Origin of the sequence: Arthrobacter sp. Soil782 (assembly GCF_001428435.1) — a bacterium.
GTDB classification, from domain to species: Bacteria; Actinomycetota; Actinomycetes; order Actinomycetales; family Micrococcaceae; genus Arthrobacter_D; species Arthrobacter_D parietis.
On the sequence record NZ_LMSO01000001.1, the window covers coordinates 671,710 to 686,558 of the forward strand.

Here is a 14,849-nt window from a genome sequence, read left to right on the forward strand (position 1 = left end):
TCCCCCGCCGCGCGGCTCATAATCGGTTTACAGTTGATCGAGTGACTGAACTGCCTGCGCCCCAGGCCAAAACTCCCCGCTATGTACCCGGGATCAAGTACATCCTGATGCTGGGCGCGCTGGCCGCCCTGCCCGCGGTCACCACCGACATGTATCTACCCTCGCTTCCCGCGGTAGCGGAGGACCTGCAGGCGAGCCAGGCGGCCGTGCAGTTCACGCTGTCCGGCATGCTGCTGGGCGGCGGTGTCGGGCAACTGGTGATCGGCCCGTTGTCCGACCGCTTCGGTCGGCGGCTCCCACTCCTTGTCGGGATCACGCTGCACGTGGTCATCTCGCTGCTCTGCTCGATCGCGCCGGACATCGGCACGCTGATTGTGCTGCGGGTGCTGCAGGGCTTCTTCAACGCTGCCGCCGCCGTCGTCGCCATCGCGGTCATCCGTGACCGGTTTGTCGGGTCTGATGCGGCGCGGCTCCTCTCCCGCCTCATGCTCGTGATCGGCGTTGCACCGCTCTTCGCTCCCACCATCGGGCAAGCCATCGCCGGCGTCTGGGAATGGCGTGCGGTGTTCTACGCGCTTGCGCTCATCGGCGCAGCCCTCGTGGTGATCGTCTGGCGGTTCATGCCCGAAACGCTTCCGGTTGAACGACGGCGTCCCGCCCGGCCCGCCAGGGTGGCCGGTGGCTACTGGCAGCTGCTGCGGAACGTCCGCTTTATGTCCCTCGCCGTGATCCCCGGGCTGGGGCTGGGCGTGATCATGAGCTACGTGGTGGGTTCCCCGTTTGTGTTCCAGGACCAGTACGGCCTCAGCCAGGGCCATTTTGCACTGGTGTTCGCGCTTAACGGCGTTGCCCTGGTGTTGTCCGCCCAGCTGAACGCGTCGCTGGTCCGCAGGGTTGCGCCGGCCAAGCTGCTGCGCACCGCGTCCGTTGCGCAACTCGTGTTCGCTCTGATTCTTGTAGCCGTGGCAGCCACCGGCTTCGGCGGTGTCATCGGGCTGTGCGCCGCCCTGTGGCTGGTCCTTGGCACCCAGGGCATGATCCCGGCCAACGCATCGGTTCTCGCACTCAACTCCTACGGGCATATGGCTGGCACGGCTGCGGCAGTCATCGGCGCGCTGCAGTCCGGGGTCGCAGGAATCGTGAGCCCGCTCGTCGGCCTGCTCGGCGGTGACGCCAGATCCATGGCGGTTGTCATGCTCGGCACCGTGGCGCTCACCGTCGTCGTACTGCTTGTGGGGACCCCGGTGTTCCGCAAGTGCGGCTGGCGCGCGTTCGACGTGCCCGAAGATCAACCCACCGAACAGCGCTAGTCGCTGGGGCTGGTGTCCGTTGTCAGCTTCCGGTCGTCGTCGCCTTTGTTGTCCTCATCCTCGGCAGGACCGGGTGCCTCGTTGACGCCCTCAGCAGCGCCCTTCGCCTCATCTTCGGCTTCATCCGCGGCTTTATCCTCGGCCTTATCTGCTGCTCGATCCTCCACCCGCTCATCATCTGTCCGCGCCGGATCCCGCGAAATGGGGCTATGCGCGTTCTGAAGGCCGTCCTGAACGGGGTTCTGGTGGTCGTCTACTTCGCTGTCCATCATTTCCTCCTGCGATTGTCGCCGCCGTGGTGCATCAAACGTTACCGCTCGTCGCGGCCCGGTGGGGATGCTAGACATCCCTGTCAGCGTTGGCAGACTCGACCCATGCAGCCGAAGCCGAAACGCATCCCGTGGTGGTGGTATCCGAACGGCTCCTCGCCCGTTTGAGTAGGCTGAGCCCATGACAGCCCCGCAGATTTATGTAAGTTTCCCCGGTACAGCGCGTGAAGCTCTGAGCTTCTACGCCGGCGTCTTCGGCGGAGAGCTCTCCCTGCACACGCATGAGGACTTCGGCAGGAGCGAGGGCACTCCTGATGCCATTGCCCACGGAGAACTCCACGGCGTTGTTGCTTTGGGCGGTTCGGATGCAGGAGCCGGCGACAAAAGCGTCCGGTTCGAGGGCATGATGCTCTCTTTGCTGGGAACCGCTGAACCGGCTGTTCTCCATACCTGGTTCGACAAACTGGCCGACGGCGGCACCGTGGTCGATCCCCTCGCACCAAAACCGTGGGGCGCCTCCGACGGACAGGTCATTGACCGTCACGGGCTTCACTGGCTCATCGGCTACGAGCCCGAAGTGTGAGCTGACAGATTCGACTCCATGCGCGAACTCGTGATCCTCGGCACCGCCTCCCAGGTTCCCACCCGGACCCGCAACCACAACGGGTACCTTCTCCGGTGGGACGGCGAGGGGCTGCTCTTCGATCCGGGCGAGGGAACCCAGCGGCAGATGACCTACGCCGGTGTCAGCACGTCTAACATCACCCGCATCTGCCTGACCCACCTGCACGGCGACCACTGCTTCGGCCTGCCGGGCGTACTCTCGCGCATGGTGCTCGACGGCGTTACCCACCCGGTGCATCTGCACTACCCCGCCTCCGGCGAGGAAGCTGTCCGCGCCCTCGTGTCCCTCGCGACGCCGGGCATCGACCTCCGGCTCAGCCCACACGGATCCGCCGGTGCCATCGCCGACGGGCTTGAGGTGCAGCCCTTGCGGCACCGGATCGAGGCCTACGGCTACCGGCTCAGCGAACCGGCGTCACGGAGCCTGGTGCCGGAACGTCTGGCCGCGGCAGGAATCACGGGTCCGGACGTCGGCCGCCTGCAGCGTAAGGGGCGGATCCGCGACACTTCGCTTGAGGACGTCAGCGTGCCACGGCCGGGGCAAACCTTCGCTTTTGTCATGGACACCGCTGAGTGTGCGGGAGCCGAGGCACTCGCCGAGAACGCGGACCTTCTGGTTGCCGAGTCTACTTTCAGCGACGACGACGCCGGCCTCGCCGCCGAGTACCTGCACCTCACCGCGGGGCAGGCAGGCGCGCTGGCTGGGAACGCACACGCACACACGCTGGTGCTCACGCACTTCTCGTCCCGCTACCCGGATGTCGGAGTGCTGAAAGATCAGGCAAGCGCCGCCGTCGTCGGAACAGATGCCAACAGCACGCAGGTTATCGCGGCCAACGACCTCGACCGCATCCCGCTTCCCAAGCGCCGCTCGCTGCCCTAGCCTCCTGCCGACTCAGCGCTTGGAGAGAACCTTTCCCAGCCCCGGATGGTGCAGTTCGGCGACGTCGGGGTGGGCACGCACCCGCCCCTTGAGCACGTTCATGCCGTAGGAGGACAGCATGGGGTTTTCCGGGTCATCGGAGATCCCGCGGGCTGCAGCCTGCAGCTCGGGCGGAAGCGAAACGGGCTGGACCACCGCGTCAAGGCGCGGCGACCAGAAGAACGGGACGGAGTAGCGGTCCACTCCGGGCGGCGGCGCCTGCACCTGGTGGATGGTTGCTGCAAGGTAGCCTCCGGTGGCCACCTCCAACATCTCGCCGAGGTTCACCACGAGCGCCCCCGGAATGGGTTCGACCGGAATCGGTGTGTCCGTACCGGGCGGAAGCACCTCAAGTCCGCCCACCTCGTCCTGCAGGAGCAGCGTCACAAAGCCGTAGTCGGCATGGAGTCCGACGCCCTGGCTGCCGGAACCCTCCAGCCCGCCGACATAGTGCACGAGCTTGGCCATCCAGGCCGGCGTGGACTCGAAGAGGTCCGCAAAGTGCTCCTCGTGCTGGCCCAAGGCAACGGCGATCGCCGACAACAGCTCCGCACCGACCTCGGACATCAGGTCAGCCCAGCCCATCGCCCGGCTCTCGAGCTCCGGCAGGCTCTCTCCCGGCCACTGGTTGGGCCCCTGAAGCAGCCAGTACGGTTGGTCCTCCGGGTAGTCGGGAACCGGCTCGCGCTCGGGCGAAAAATCGATCTGCTCGCGGGAGTCCGCACGGCCGCGCGTCACCTCGGTTCCGAGCCGGGCATAGCCCCGGAAGTGCGGGGAGTTGCGATTGTCGAGCGTGAGCCGCTCCTCCACCGGCAGATCAAAGAATTGCTTCATCCCGCTGAACAGGTCATCCACCTGGGACGGAGCAGCGCCGTAGTTGATGATCTGGAAGAACCCCACGGCATGGGCGGCTTCGCGCAGCTGCTCGATGAAGTCCTGGTCGAAAGAGCCGTCAGAGCGGCGGGCTGTGCTGAGATCGAGCACGGGGATCGATCGCTGGGTATGGGTCATTGATGGAGCCTAACGCGAGCACCCCTACCTGATACTTCTCTTTATGACGCAATGTTTCATTCAGGCGGGAAGGGATTGCCGGACCACTTCTGCGGCCCGGCGCAGCATGGGTTCCTGGTCCTGCGCCCAACGGCCGACGACGGCCAACGCCTTCATGCGGTCCTGTCCCGTGAGGCGTGCAACTAGCGGCCGGACGACGTCGGCCGCCAGTGGAGCGGCCAGAGATTCCGTCCGCGACTCCCGCAGAAAACCTTCAATCCTCGTCAAGTCAGTGTTCCGAAGCATGGGAACGCTCGACTGCAGAAGGACCACTGCAGCGAGCCGCCGCTCGAACACCGGCGAGTTGCCCCAGAGTTCGGAGCTGAGAAAGGCCACCTCGTCGTGCGTCAGGTGGCGGAACTTGCGGCGGGCATCACGAACGGCGCCCCGGATGGCACCTACCGAAGCGCCGTAGTAGCAGAAGCCGTCTTCCAGCGAGTTCAGTGCATCTGCCCGCTCCCACGAGGCTTCCCTCTGGAGCGCGGCATCAATGAAATCCGCTGCCTCGGTCAATGCTCAGGGGCGCGGGTTTCCGGGATCACTCCCCGGCGCCTGCGGTCCGGCTCCGGGGCCCTGAGCCTGCGGGCCGTCGTCGGGGCCGCCCAGGTGCTTCTGGGCCTGACCGCGGGCGTTCTGGATCTTGTCCTGGTGCTTACCCTTGGTGGCTTTGTCCGCGGCCTCGGCTACCCGATCCACAACCTTGCTGCCCATCTGCTTCGCCTGAGGGCTGTTGAGGGCTTCCCTAACCTTGGGATTACGCGCAAGTCCCATTGCGATTTTGCCGAGCGATCCAAATCCAGCCATGACCGTTTCCTTCTTTCGAGTGCGTGGGCGTCCTGAGATGACAACGTGGTTCCACAGGGAATTGTCCCCCGCGAACGGCCCGGGCGGAAAGCAGGGCCGCTGCAACCAAGGGCCCTACTGCTCCAGCTTCATGGCCTTGCGCAGCGACAGCGCGCCGCCGCCCTGCATGACGGCCCGGCGGTAGATCTTCTCGCCGAGGTGAAGCAAGGCGGCCGCCGCCCCGAGCGCGATCACCAGGGACAGGATCGGCTCCCATAGTGCGACCTCGGAGTTGAGCATGCGGATCGGCATGGCCACGGATGACACCACCGGCACGTAGGACGCCACCACCAGCAGTTGCCCCGAAGCGAACAACCCTGCACCCAGTGCCGCGAAAATCAGCGCCATCACCGGCGTCGAGCTGCTGGTCAGATCCTCCGGCCGGCTGGCCAGTGAACCCAGCACCGCCCACATCGACGCGAGGATCAGGAAGCCGAAGAGGAAGAACACCATGAACCATCCCGAGGCCGGAATGATGCTTCCCACAAGGTCCGCCGTGTCGGTCAGGTTCAGGGCCAACAGGGCCGCCCCGCCGTACAGTGCGAGCTGCACCATGGCCAGGATGGTATTTCCCAGGACCTTGCCGTACAACAGTTGCCGCACGGGTATCGCTGTCGCGAGGATCTCGACGACCCGGTTCTGCTTCTCCTCCACCACCGAATTTGCGATGGCCATTCCGAAGATGATGGACGCCATGTAGAAGAGGAAGCTGAAGGCGAAACCGGCCACGTCTGCCACGGCCTGATCCTCCGCGTTCCCCTCGAGCAACGATTCCTCCAGCTCGGAACCAGCCAACAACTCCTCCGGTGACGTTCCGGCCGCAGCTGCATTCGCTTCCAGCATGTAGGCCTCCAGCGACGCGCTGATCCCGGCACTCAGACTCCTGGGAATCTCGTTCCTGCCCGTCAGCGTCCACGCACCGTCATCGTCCCGAATGAGCGCAGCGTCGGCTTCCTCTGACCGGACTTCCTCGAGTGCTGCTTCCTCCGACTCAACGACGATCGCCGTGAACGTCGTGTTGCCGTCGTCGGCCCGGCCGTCCTCGTCCGCGAGCGCGGTCACCGACTGTCCAGCCTCCGAGGTCACAGCCACCGTAAAGTCCTCACCGCGGCTGGACATGTAGGCGTTGAACACGACGCCGGCGACAATCAGTACCAGCGTCACGATGGTGGAGATCGCGAATCCGCGGTCCTTTGCCTTCACCATCACCTCACGCAGGGTGACAATCAGCCAGGCCGGCTGGGCGTTGCGATCCGACGAGGACGACGACGGCGCCCCCGGCCGCACGCGCCGTTCCGTTGTTTCGGTGCTCACTGGGATACCCCCCGGTAGATTTCGCTCAGGCTCGGCCTGATCCTGCTGAATTCATGCACGCTTCCGCGTGCCATGGCGGCGACAAGCAGCCGCTGCGCGTCGTCGTCGTTCTCCAGCTCGACGACGGCATCCCGGCCCGCGACGTCGATGACCGTCACTCCGGCTTCCTCCCGGACCCACCCGGCGTCGGGCGAGACCGTCAGCCTGTGCCGGCGGGGAGCCGTGGCGCGCAGGTCATCCCCGGTGCCGGCAGCGACCAGCCGCCCCTTTTGCAACACCACAAGGTTGTCGCAGAGGCGGTCCACCAGGTCGAGCTGATGACTCGAGAAAAGGACCGGGACACCCTGCGCGGTGTGCTCGCGAAGCAGGTCCACCATGGAGTCCACGGCAACGGGATCGAGCCCGGAGAACGGTTCATCGAGGATGAGGACCGATGGCCTGTGCAGGAGCGACGCCGCGATCTGGACGCGTTGTTGATTACCGAGTGAGAGGGACTCCAGCTTGTCCTTCCCGCGGTCGCCGAGCTGGAACCGCTCGAGCAGGTCCTGCGCGCGGGACCGCGCATCCGCCTGACTCATCCGGTGCAGCTGGCCCAGGTAGACGAGCTGGTCGAGGATGGGCTGTTTCGGGTAGAGGCCGCGCTCTTCCGGCATGTATCCGAAAGTGGCGCGGTCAGCCGCCGTGACCGGGCGCCCGTCCATCAGGACTGCTCCGGCATGCGCAGTGAGCACACCCATGATCATGCGCATGGTGGTGGTTTTTCCGGCGCCATTGGCACCCACGAACCCGGTCATCTTCCCCGAAGGGACTGTGAAACTGACGTCGTCGACGGCGGTGTTCTCCCCGAAGCGCCGGGTCAGGTTCTGCACCTGCAGCATTGGTTTCCTCCCGATTGAGCCTTACTGTCATCAACAGTAGGCAAACAGGATGCACGGCGGATGAGCCGTAAGGCGGAACCTCTATTCCCCCGGACGGATGAGCCCGCTCTCATAAGCAAAGACCACGGCCTGTACCCGGTCGCGGACCTGGATCTTGGCCAGCAGCGAGGACACATGGGATTTCACCGTGGCCTCGGCGAGGAAGAGCTTCCGTGCCAGCTCGGCATTACTCAGGCCCGCGGCCATGCACTCGAGGACTTCCTTCTCGCGCTGGGTCAGTAAGGCAAGCAGGCTCTGCTGGCGGAGCTGCCCGGCACTGGGCTGCTTCGCCACCGGTGCCGGCGCTTCGGATTCCAGGTGGTGGGCAAAGCGCTCGATCACGCGGAGGGTGACCTCAGGCGCCAGCAGCGCGTATCCGCCGGCGACCGCCTGAACCGCAGCAACAAGGTCATCCGGATCGGCGTTTTTCAGGAGGAAGCCGCTTGCACCGGCACGGATCGCGTCGAATAGGTAGTCATCGCGTTCGAAGGTGGTCAGGATGATGACCTTCCCCCGGCCCGCTGCCGTAATCTGCGCAGTGGCCTCGATTCCATCCAGTACCGGCATCTGCACGTCCATGAGGATGATGTCGACGTCGTTGGCTGCGGCGAAGTCCACCGCCTCCTGCCCGTTGGTCACCTGGCCGACCACCTCGATGTCCTCCTCGATGGACAGGATGGTAGCGAAGCCGGCACGGACCAGCCCCTGGTCATCGGCGAGCAGCACGCGGATGGTGTTCATCACGTTCTTTCCTGAGATCTCGGTTGAGGGGAAGGTCGGTTGGATTCGACGAGTGCTCACTGCAGCGGGAAGCGGGCACGTACCCGCCAGCCGCCGTCGGAACGGGGACCGATCTCAGCCGTCCCGCGGTGCAGAGCAACGCGTTCGCGGATCCCCTGCAGCCCGTAACCGGAGCTGGCCGCCACGCGCTGCCGGGGCCTTCCGTTGTCCACGGTTTCCAGTTCTACCCAGCGCTGCTCGCCAGCGCGTCCGGTGCGCAGTGTCATCACCGCGGCCGAGGCGGTGGAGTGCCGGCGGACGTTCGTCAGTGATTCCTGGGCTGTCCGGTACAGCGACAACGCGAGCGGTGCAGAGACCTCATCGAGTGCCCCCGGCACGTCCTCCACCCTCGAGAAGGTGACCTCGGGGCCGCCGTCCTGCTGGTTGCCGGCCAGAGCCGCGATGTCGGCGAGTCCGGGCTCCGGATGGCGACCGTCGTCGTCGTTGTGGGGGTTCTGTACTGACGCCTCGGACCGGAGTACGCCGAGCAGGTTCCGCATGTCAGTGACGGCCTGGCGGCTGGCCTGCTCGATGGTGCGCAAGGACTCGGCGGCGACCTCCGGTTTCCGGTCCATCACCCGGCGTGCGGCAGCGGCCTGCACACCGATGACCGACACGTGGTGTGCAACGACGTCGTGCAGTTCGCGGGCAATGCGCAGCCGCTCCTCGATGACCGCACGGCGTGCAAGTTCAGCGGACTGCCTGGCGATCTGCGTTGCCTGGCCCGCCAGTTGCGTCCGCTGGAGAGCATTGCGCCAGGAGGACATGCCCGCCAGGATGGCGCCGCCGAAGTAGGCGAAGTTCACCATGAAGTAGTAGAGCGCCGCGGAAGTCAGTGGGTCGAAGATCCCGCGCCAGGTCTCGTCCCCCTCTGACACCCGCTCCAGCAGCCCGTCATACGTATTCGCGACCGTCAGGGAGAGGATGAGCCACAGCGTCATGGCGACCACAACAACCGTGGTTCCGAGCCACAGCACCCTGCGGTCCTTCGCCCAGGCAACCGCCGAGTACAGCGATGCGAAGTACGCCACCTGATAGGAGAGCTGCAGTGAGAGCGCCGGAATCCAGAGGCTGAGGATGATGAACAGCGATGACATGACGAGCATGACCAGCACCGGGAAGCGCCGCCTGAACACGAGCGGGAAGATCATCAGGGCAAGAACCGCGTGCTGGAGCCAGACTGGGCTGCGCTCCTCGGCCATAGCCCCTACGCCGCGGCTCAATTCCAGTGCGAGGGCGCTCACCAGGAAGAAAATGACGACGCCGATCACATCCCGGCGCAGGTGGTCACCGGTAGGGCCGGGCCGCTCCCACCGCCGCTCCTCGGAGTCCAACCCGAAGGTGAGCCGTTTGAGTATCTTCACCATGTTGACGTGCAGCACCCTCCGCATTGTTCCTGCGCCAGTGTAGCCAGCGGAGGCGCAGGACCGGCTCCGCCGGACGGTCTAGTTCGTTTGGATGAGGGCCTGCTGTGGATCCCGCAGCTAGCAGTAGCTCGCTTCAAGCTCGCGCTGCGCCTGGCCGGCCAACAGTCGCAAGGCCATCTCATCCTCCAGGGAGAATGCGCGCGGCTTGTCATCGATGATGCAGAGGGACCCGATGCGCCACCCCTCGGGACCGGTGAGCGGATAGCCCGCGTAGAAGCGGATGTGCGGCTGTTCGAGCACCAGCGGGTTTGTCCGGAACTGCTCATGCACCAGCGCATCCCTCACCACCAGCATGCGCTTCTCCCGGATGGTCTCGTTGCAGAAGGAGATGTCCCGCGGCACGTTCTGGCCAATTGGCCCCGTCACCGACTTGATGAACTGCTGATGCTCGCCGATCAGCGCCAGGGATGCGGAACTCACGCCGAACACCCGCTGCGCTTCGCGGGTGATCCGGTCAAACCGCTCTTCCGCGGACGTTCCGAGGAGGCCCGTCTGTGTCAGTGAGTCGAGCCGGCGCCGCTCCGCGTCAGCGCCTTCAAGATACGCGCACGACGACGTCACGAACCTTTGCAGCGCAGCATCCGTGCAGCTCTCGAAACTGCTCTCCGTGATCACCCCGGTCGCCAGGGATACGTCGTCCGTCGAGTAGGCGGCGCGCCGGGCAGGCGAACTGACGCCGTCGAGTGCCTCGTTCACGGCGTGCGACACCATGTCCCGCTGAAGTTCGTCAATCAGCGCCAGGCCGGAGAGGTAGGCCTGGAATTCCACGCGATCGCACCAACCGCCCAGGTTGGTGTAACCCGTCCATACGTCATCGAGATCGAGAGCCGTATCAGCTACCGCACGGGCGGTGAACCACTGCTGCAGATAGGGATTCATTGCCGCCTTCCAGCTACCCGTTTTACACATGCTTGGACCGGGTCCAGCGGACCCGGTAGAGATCCATTGTGCTACCTCGAGCGCGCTCCGTAGCCATCGGCTTCCATTGCGTTGCGCAGGCACGCCAGTCCGGACTGGATACGGGACTTGGCGGTCGGAACTTTCACCTGCAGCGCTTCAGCCACTTCGGTGTAGGTGAGGCCGCCGTAGTAGGCAAGCCTGATCGCTTCCGCCTGCAGGTCCGTCAGGGAGGAGAGGCAGCGTTTCACGCTCTCGCTCATGAGGGTGTGATGAACCCGCTCATCCACGGGCTCCTGAACGAAGTATTCCTTCTGCGCGTACTGCGCATCCCGTGCCACCGACCGTTGCTCGCTGCGCACACGGTCCACTGCGCGCCTGTGCGCAAGCGTAAAGATCCAGGCCTCGGGGGAACCGAGCTCGGCTTTGTACCGGTCAGCAGAGACCCACAGCATCAGGAACACTTCCTGGACCACTTCGGCAGAGATCGCATGGTTACGCACAACACGCACCACCAGTCCATGGACCCGCCTGGAAATCTGTTCATAGAGCCCGGCGAAAGCGCTCTGGTCCCCCTCCGCCACACGAAACAGCAGATCGCTGAGCGTCTCTGTGCCTGGTCCTGCTTTGTGCATCGCTACCCCGTCTGTCGCGACGACGGCGCAGGAAGCGACGTCGACCGTTCACCACTGATACCGCCGGGTACGAGCCGGCCGCACCGCAATCACACTATGCCCCCGACATGCCGTTCATCACAGAGCCTAACAACATCCGGCGTAAATCCGCGCCCCCTGTGGCGCACGGGCCATCTCGCGGCCTCCCGCGTTCCGTCCGGCGTCGCAGGGTCAGTATCCTAGATTTACGTCACCGCCGGACACCCCGGCGAAAGAGAGGACCTGATCATCGTGGATCACAAACCTTCCGTCACCCGCGACACCTGGATGAGCCGGGAGGCTCTCGCCGAAGGGATGATTCCCGTCATCGGCCGCCTCTACCGCGAGAACAACGTGGTGACCAGCATCCATGGACGCAGCCTTATCAACAAGTCCACCATGGGCATTCTCAAGGCACACCGGTTCGCGCGCCGCATGAGCAAGGAAGAGCTGCTCCTCGAAGAGACCGCACCTCTGCTGCGTACGCTCGCCGACCTGGAGTTGGGAGCAGCAGCCATTGATGTCGCCCGCCTGGCCCAGAAGTACAGGTCACATCAGGAGGAGGGCGGCACCTCCTCTTTGGAGGAATTCCTCCGCTCAGAACTCGCCGACGTCGTCGGGAAGCGTGGTGCCGACACACGGACGAGCACCGACGTCGTCCTCTATGGTTTCGGCCGGATTGGCCGCCTGGTGGCCCGGCTGCTCATCGAGAAGGCGGGCGGTGGGCACGGACTGTGCCTGCGGGCGATCGTGGTGCGCAAGGGCGCCGAGAATGACCTCATGAAGCGCGGAAGCCTGCTGCGCCGCGACTCGGTGCACGGCTCCTTCGAGGGCAGCATCCAGGTGGATGAGGAGACCAACACCATTACCGCCAACGGTGTGCGGATCCAGGTCATCTACTCGAATGACCCGTCCACCATCGACTACACCGCCTACGGCATCAACAACGCGCTGGTCGTTGACAACACCGGCCGCTGGCGTGATGAGGAAGGCCTCAGCCAGCACCTGCAGAGCAAGGGTGTTGCGAAGGTCCTGCTGACTGCACCGGGCAAGGGCGGCCTGAAGAACATCGTTCACGGCATCAACCACACGGACATCGCGGCCGGGGACACCATCGTCACGGCGGCATCCTGCACCACCAACGCCATCACCCCCGTACTCAAGGCGATCAATGACGAGTTCGGCGTGGTGCACGGACATGTGGAGACGGTGCACTCCTTCACCAATGACCAGAACCTGATCGACAACTTCCACAAGGGCGACCGCCGCGGCCGTTCGGCTGCCCTGAATATGGTCATCACCGAGACGGGTGCGGCCAAAGCCGTGGCCAAGGCTCTGCCCGAACTGCAGGGCAAGCTCACGGGCAGCTCCATCCGCGTACCCACCCCGGACGTATCGATCGCGATCCTGAACCTGTCGCTTGAGAACGTCACCACCAAGGACGACGTCAACGACTACCTCCGAGAGATGTCGCTGCACTCCGACCTGCGCAAGCAGTTGGACTACATCGATTCCCCTGACGTTGTCTCCACCGACTTCGTCGGTTCACGCCGCTCCGGCACGGTCGACGGCCTCGCCACCATCTGCAATGACAAGAACCTGGTCCTCTACGTCTGGTATGACAACGAGTTCGGCTACAGCTGCCAGGTAGTACGCGTCATGGAGGAGATGGCTGGTGTCCACCCGCCGTCGTTCCCTGCGAAGGAAGCCATCCCGACGGCGGAGCTTGCCTCCACGCGCTGACGTCCGCGCAAAAGCGCCGGTCGATACGCTCCCGTCGACGCAGAAGCGCCGGTGAGTGGCACGATCGTGGGGATGTCCCCACGTTCCTGCCACGCACCGGCGCTTTTGCTGTTGCGCTGCTGTCGCGCTGCGCTGCCCTCGACCGCGACGGCGTCTCCGTTCTAGGGTGAAAGGACGTATACCCGAACAGAATGGAGATTCACCGATGAATGACCTCAGTGAAGTTCGAGAAGGTATGGACGTCATCAATGCCGAGGGCAAGAAGATAGGCACGGTGAAGAGCGTCAAAATGGGTGATCCGCAGGCAGTCACCCCGGAAGGCCAAACGCAGGAGCGAGGCGGACTCGTCAGTTTCCTCGCAGGCGCCTTCAGCACGGAGGAGGTGGACGAGGAACGCGCGCAGCGTCTCCTTCGCCTCGGTTACATCCATGTGGATGGCACCGGCATCGGCAACAACTTTTATGAGGCCGCCGACGCCGTCGAACGAATCGACGACGCCGGCGTACACCTCAGTTCCAGCGCAGCTAGCCGGTAAAGAGCGCGGCAACCCTGGAGAGGGTGGTGAAGATCCCGTAGGCCAGGGGCACTGCAACCAGCGCCCAGACAAAGGTCAGTCGAGCCTTGCTCATTTCCATCTCATGCCTCCATTGCGGGTTCGGCGGTCTTCTTCGGTTCGTGGAATCGTGAGTCCACGGACTTGATCATCAGGTTGGCGATGAATCCGATGATCAGCAGGCCAACCATGGTCAGCAGTGCCGGCTGATAGTCGGCGGCGACAAGCTCTCCGGGGGTGCCTCGTGCATCGAGGAACCCGTTCACGATCAGTGGTCCGGCAATACCGGCGGCTGACCAGGCGGTCAGCAGGCGGCCGTGGATTGCACCCACCTCAAACGTGCCGAAGAGATCGCGGAGGTACGCGGGCACTGTGGAGAAGCCGCCGCCGTAGAAGGAAATGATCACGAAAGCCAACAGCACGTAGAGCACTGTGGTGGAGGAGCCTGCGAGAGCAAGAACGGTATAGAGGACAGCGCCGACGCCCAGATAGATCATGTAAATGCGCTTGCGGCCAATGTGGTCGGACAGGGTCGACCATCCGAAGCGACCCGCCATGTTGCCGATGGACAGCAGGCCTACGAAGCCGCCCGCTACAGCCGCGGACACGGCGCTGACGCCGTCTGACTGCCGGAAGAAGTCCTGGATCATTGGGGCGGCCTGCTCAAGAATGCCGATTCCCGCGGTCACGTTGCAGAACAGCGCGATCCAGATCAGCCAGAACTGCTTGGTACGGATGGCGTTCTTCGCGGAAACATTGTCACTGGTGACCAGCGCACTGGTCTTCCGGGTGCTCGGGTCGAAGCCGTCCGGCCGCCAGTCGGCAGCGGGAACCTTGATGGTGAAGGCTCCGAAGACCATGTAAATGAGGTAGATCACCGCGAGGGTCACGAAGAGCATGCCGACAGCCTCACCGCTGGCAACCCAACCCTCGGTACCCGACTCCGGGTCGAACATCCTCAGCAGCTGGGTGGACAGTGGGCTCGCGATCAGCGCACCGCCGCCAAAGCCCATGATCGCCATTCCGGTAGCCAGTCCCGGCCGGTCGGGGAACCATTTGATCAGTGTGGAGACAGGCGAGATGTAGCCGATACCCAGCCCGATTCCGCCAATCACGCCGTACCCGAGGTATACGAGCCAGAGCTGGTTGGTGAAGATGCCGAGGGCTCCAACGAGGAACCCGCTCACCCAGAACATGGCCGAGGTGAACATGGCCTTGCGCGGACCGTTGCGGTCCACCCAGGTGCCCATCACCGCGGCGGACAGTCCGAGCATGACGATCGCTATGGAGAAGATCAGGCCTATCTCAGTCAGGCTCGCATCGAAGTGCTCCACGAGGGCCGTCTTGTAGACGCTGGTGGCGTAAGCCTGGCCGATGCACAGGTGCACGGCGAGTGCCGCGGGCGGGATAAGCCAACGGTTGAATCCGGGTGGAGCTATTGTGTGTTCCCTATCGAGCCAGCTCATGAACGGAATGCCTCTCCCTCTACTTGTGGACGCCGTCGTCCCTTGGCCCCCACCATGGAATATTGTGCATTAGCTCACATA

Annotated in this window: 17 protein-coding genes; 5 read left to right on the forward strand and 12 right to left on the reverse strand. The window is 64.4% G+C overall.

Annotated elements, in window-relative coordinates; all coding sequences use genetic code 11:
- The first annotated feature begins 41 nt into the window (after positions 1–41).
- Complete coding sequence (locus ASH00_RS03225; RefSeq protein WP_235563138.1) at positions 42–1,310, forward strand: multidrug effflux MFS transporter; 1,269 nt, start codon at positions 42–44, stop codon at positions 1,308–1,310.
- Here ASH00_RS03225 and ASH00_RS03230 read toward each other — a convergent pair.
- Positions 1,307–1,657 carry a hypothetical protein gene (locus ASH00_RS03230; RefSeq protein ID WP_157358980.1) on the reverse strand — a complete coding sequence of 117 codons (351 nt, stop codon included), beginning with the start codon at positions 1,655–1,657 and terminating at the stop codon, positions 1,307–1,309. The genes ASH00_RS03225 and ASH00_RS03230 overlap by 4 nt on opposite strands.
- A 103-nt stretch (positions 1,658–1,760) precedes the next feature.
- Between ASH00_RS03230 and ASH00_RS03235 the strand changes: the two genes are divergently transcribed.
- Together ASH00_RS03235 and ASH00_RS03240 are read left to right on the forward strand one after the other, a co-directional pair.
- Complete coding sequence (locus ASH00_RS03235) at positions 1,761–2,162, forward strand: VOC family protein (protein ID WP_056544937.1); 402 nt, start codon at positions 1,761–1,763, stop codon at positions 2,160–2,162.
- A gap of 18 nt (positions 2,163–2,180) precedes the next feature.
- Positions 2,181–3,086 (forward strand): ribonuclease Z, encoded by a 906-nt coding sequence (locus ASH00_RS03240; protein ID WP_056544941.1) that lies wholly within the window; start codon positions 2,181–2,183, stop codon positions 3,084–3,086.
- Between the two features lie 12 nt (positions 3,087–3,098).
- Here ASH00_RS03240 and ASH00_RS03245 read toward each other — a convergent pair whose 3' ends face one another.
- The 9 genes from ASH00_RS03245 to ASH00_RS03285 all read right to left on the reverse strand — a co-directional run bounded on the left by ASH00_RS03245 (position 3,099) and on the right by ASH00_RS03285 (position 10,988).
- On the reverse strand, positions 3,099–4,136 hold the full coding sequence (locus tag ASH00_RS03245; protein ID WP_056544942.1) for an isopenicillin N synthase family dioxygenase: 1,038 nt from the start codon (positions 4,134–4,136) through the stop codon (positions 3,099–3,101).
- A gap of 60 nt (positions 4,137–4,196) precedes the next feature.
- Positions 4,197–4,688 carry a DNA alkylation repair protein gene (locus tag ASH00_RS03250; RefSeq protein WP_056544945.1) on the reverse strand — a complete coding sequence of 164 codons (492 nt, stop codon included), beginning with the start codon at positions 4,686–4,688 and terminating at the stop codon, positions 4,197–4,199.
- A 3-nt stretch (positions 4,689–4,691) separates the two neighbouring features.
- Positions 4,692–4,979 (reverse strand): antitoxin, encoded by a 288-nt coding sequence (locus ASH00_RS03255; RefSeq protein ID WP_082565859.1) that lies wholly within the window; start codon positions 4,977–4,979, stop codon positions 4,692–4,694.
- 114 nt (positions 4,980–5,093) lie between these two features.
- A complete protein-coding gene (locus tag ASH00_RS03260) occupies positions 5,094–6,332 on the reverse strand; it encodes an ABC transporter permease (RefSeq protein WP_056544950.1) in 1,239 nt (412 codons plus the stop codon).
- Positions 6,329–7,210 carry an ABC transporter ATP-binding protein gene (locus ASH00_RS03265; protein ID WP_056544953.1) on the reverse strand — a complete coding sequence of 294 codons (882 nt, stop codon included), beginning with the start codon at positions 7,208–7,210 and terminating at the stop codon, positions 6,329–6,331. Before ASH00_RS03265 ends, ASH00_RS03260 begins: the two co-directional genes overlap by 4 nt.
- Before the next feature lie 81 nt (positions 7,211–7,291).
- Positions 7,292–7,990: a response regulator gene (locus ASH00_RS03270; protein ID WP_056544956.1), complete on the reverse strand. Its 699-nt coding sequence runs from the start codon at positions 7,988–7,990 to the stop codon at positions 7,292–7,294.
- A 56-nt stretch (positions 7,991–8,046) separates the two neighbouring features.
- A complete protein-coding gene (locus ASH00_RS03275) occupies positions 8,047–9,411 on the reverse strand; it encodes a sensor histidine kinase (RefSeq protein WP_162252837.1) in 1,365 nt (454 codons plus the stop codon).
- A 102-nt stretch (positions 9,412–9,513) separates the two neighbouring features.
- Positions 9,514–10,335: a GAF domain-containing protein gene (locus ASH00_RS03280; protein WP_056544959.1), complete on the reverse strand. Its 822-nt coding sequence runs from the start codon at positions 10,333–10,335 to the stop codon at positions 9,514–9,516.
- A 71-nt stretch (positions 10,336–10,406) separates the two neighbouring features.
- Positions 10,407–10,988: a sigma-70 family RNA polymerase sigma factor gene (locus ASH00_RS03285; protein ID WP_056544963.1), complete on the reverse strand. Its 582-nt coding sequence runs from the start codon at positions 10,986–10,988 to the stop codon at positions 10,407–10,409.
- A 270-nt stretch (positions 10,989–11,258) separates the two neighbouring features.
- Between ASH00_RS03285 and ASH00_RS03290 the strand changes: the two genes are divergently transcribed.
- Both ASH00_RS03290 and ASH00_RS16580 read left to right on the forward strand, forming a co-directional pair.
- A complete protein-coding gene (locus tag ASH00_RS03290; RefSeq protein ID WP_268760482.1) occupies positions 11,259–12,749 on the forward strand; it encodes a glyceraldehyde-3-phosphate dehydrogenase in 1,491 nt (496 codons plus the stop codon).
- Between the two features lie 205 nt (positions 12,750–12,954).
- Complete coding sequence (locus ASH00_RS16580; protein ID WP_157358981.1) at positions 12,955–13,284, forward strand: hypothetical protein; 330 nt, start codon at positions 12,955–12,957, stop codon at positions 13,282–13,284.
- On the opposite strand, the gene ASH00_RS17200 is transcribed toward ASH00_RS16580, so the two are convergent.
- Positions 13,274–13,378 carry an MFS transporter small subunit gene (locus ASH00_RS17200; RefSeq protein WP_442854334.1) on the reverse strand — a complete coding sequence of 35 codons (105 nt, stop codon included), beginning with the start codon at positions 13,376–13,378 and terminating at the stop codon, positions 13,274–13,276. The genes ASH00_RS16580 and ASH00_RS17200 overlap by 11 nt on opposite strands.
- 7 nt (positions 13,379–13,385) lie before the next feature.
- Positions 13,386–14,768, reverse strand: a complete 1,383-nt coding sequence (locus tag ASH00_RS03300; RefSeq protein ID WP_056544968.1) for an OFA family MFS transporter — start codon at positions 14,766–14,768, stop codon at positions 13,386–13,388.
- Between the last annotated feature and the right edge of the window lie 81 nt (positions 14,769–14,849).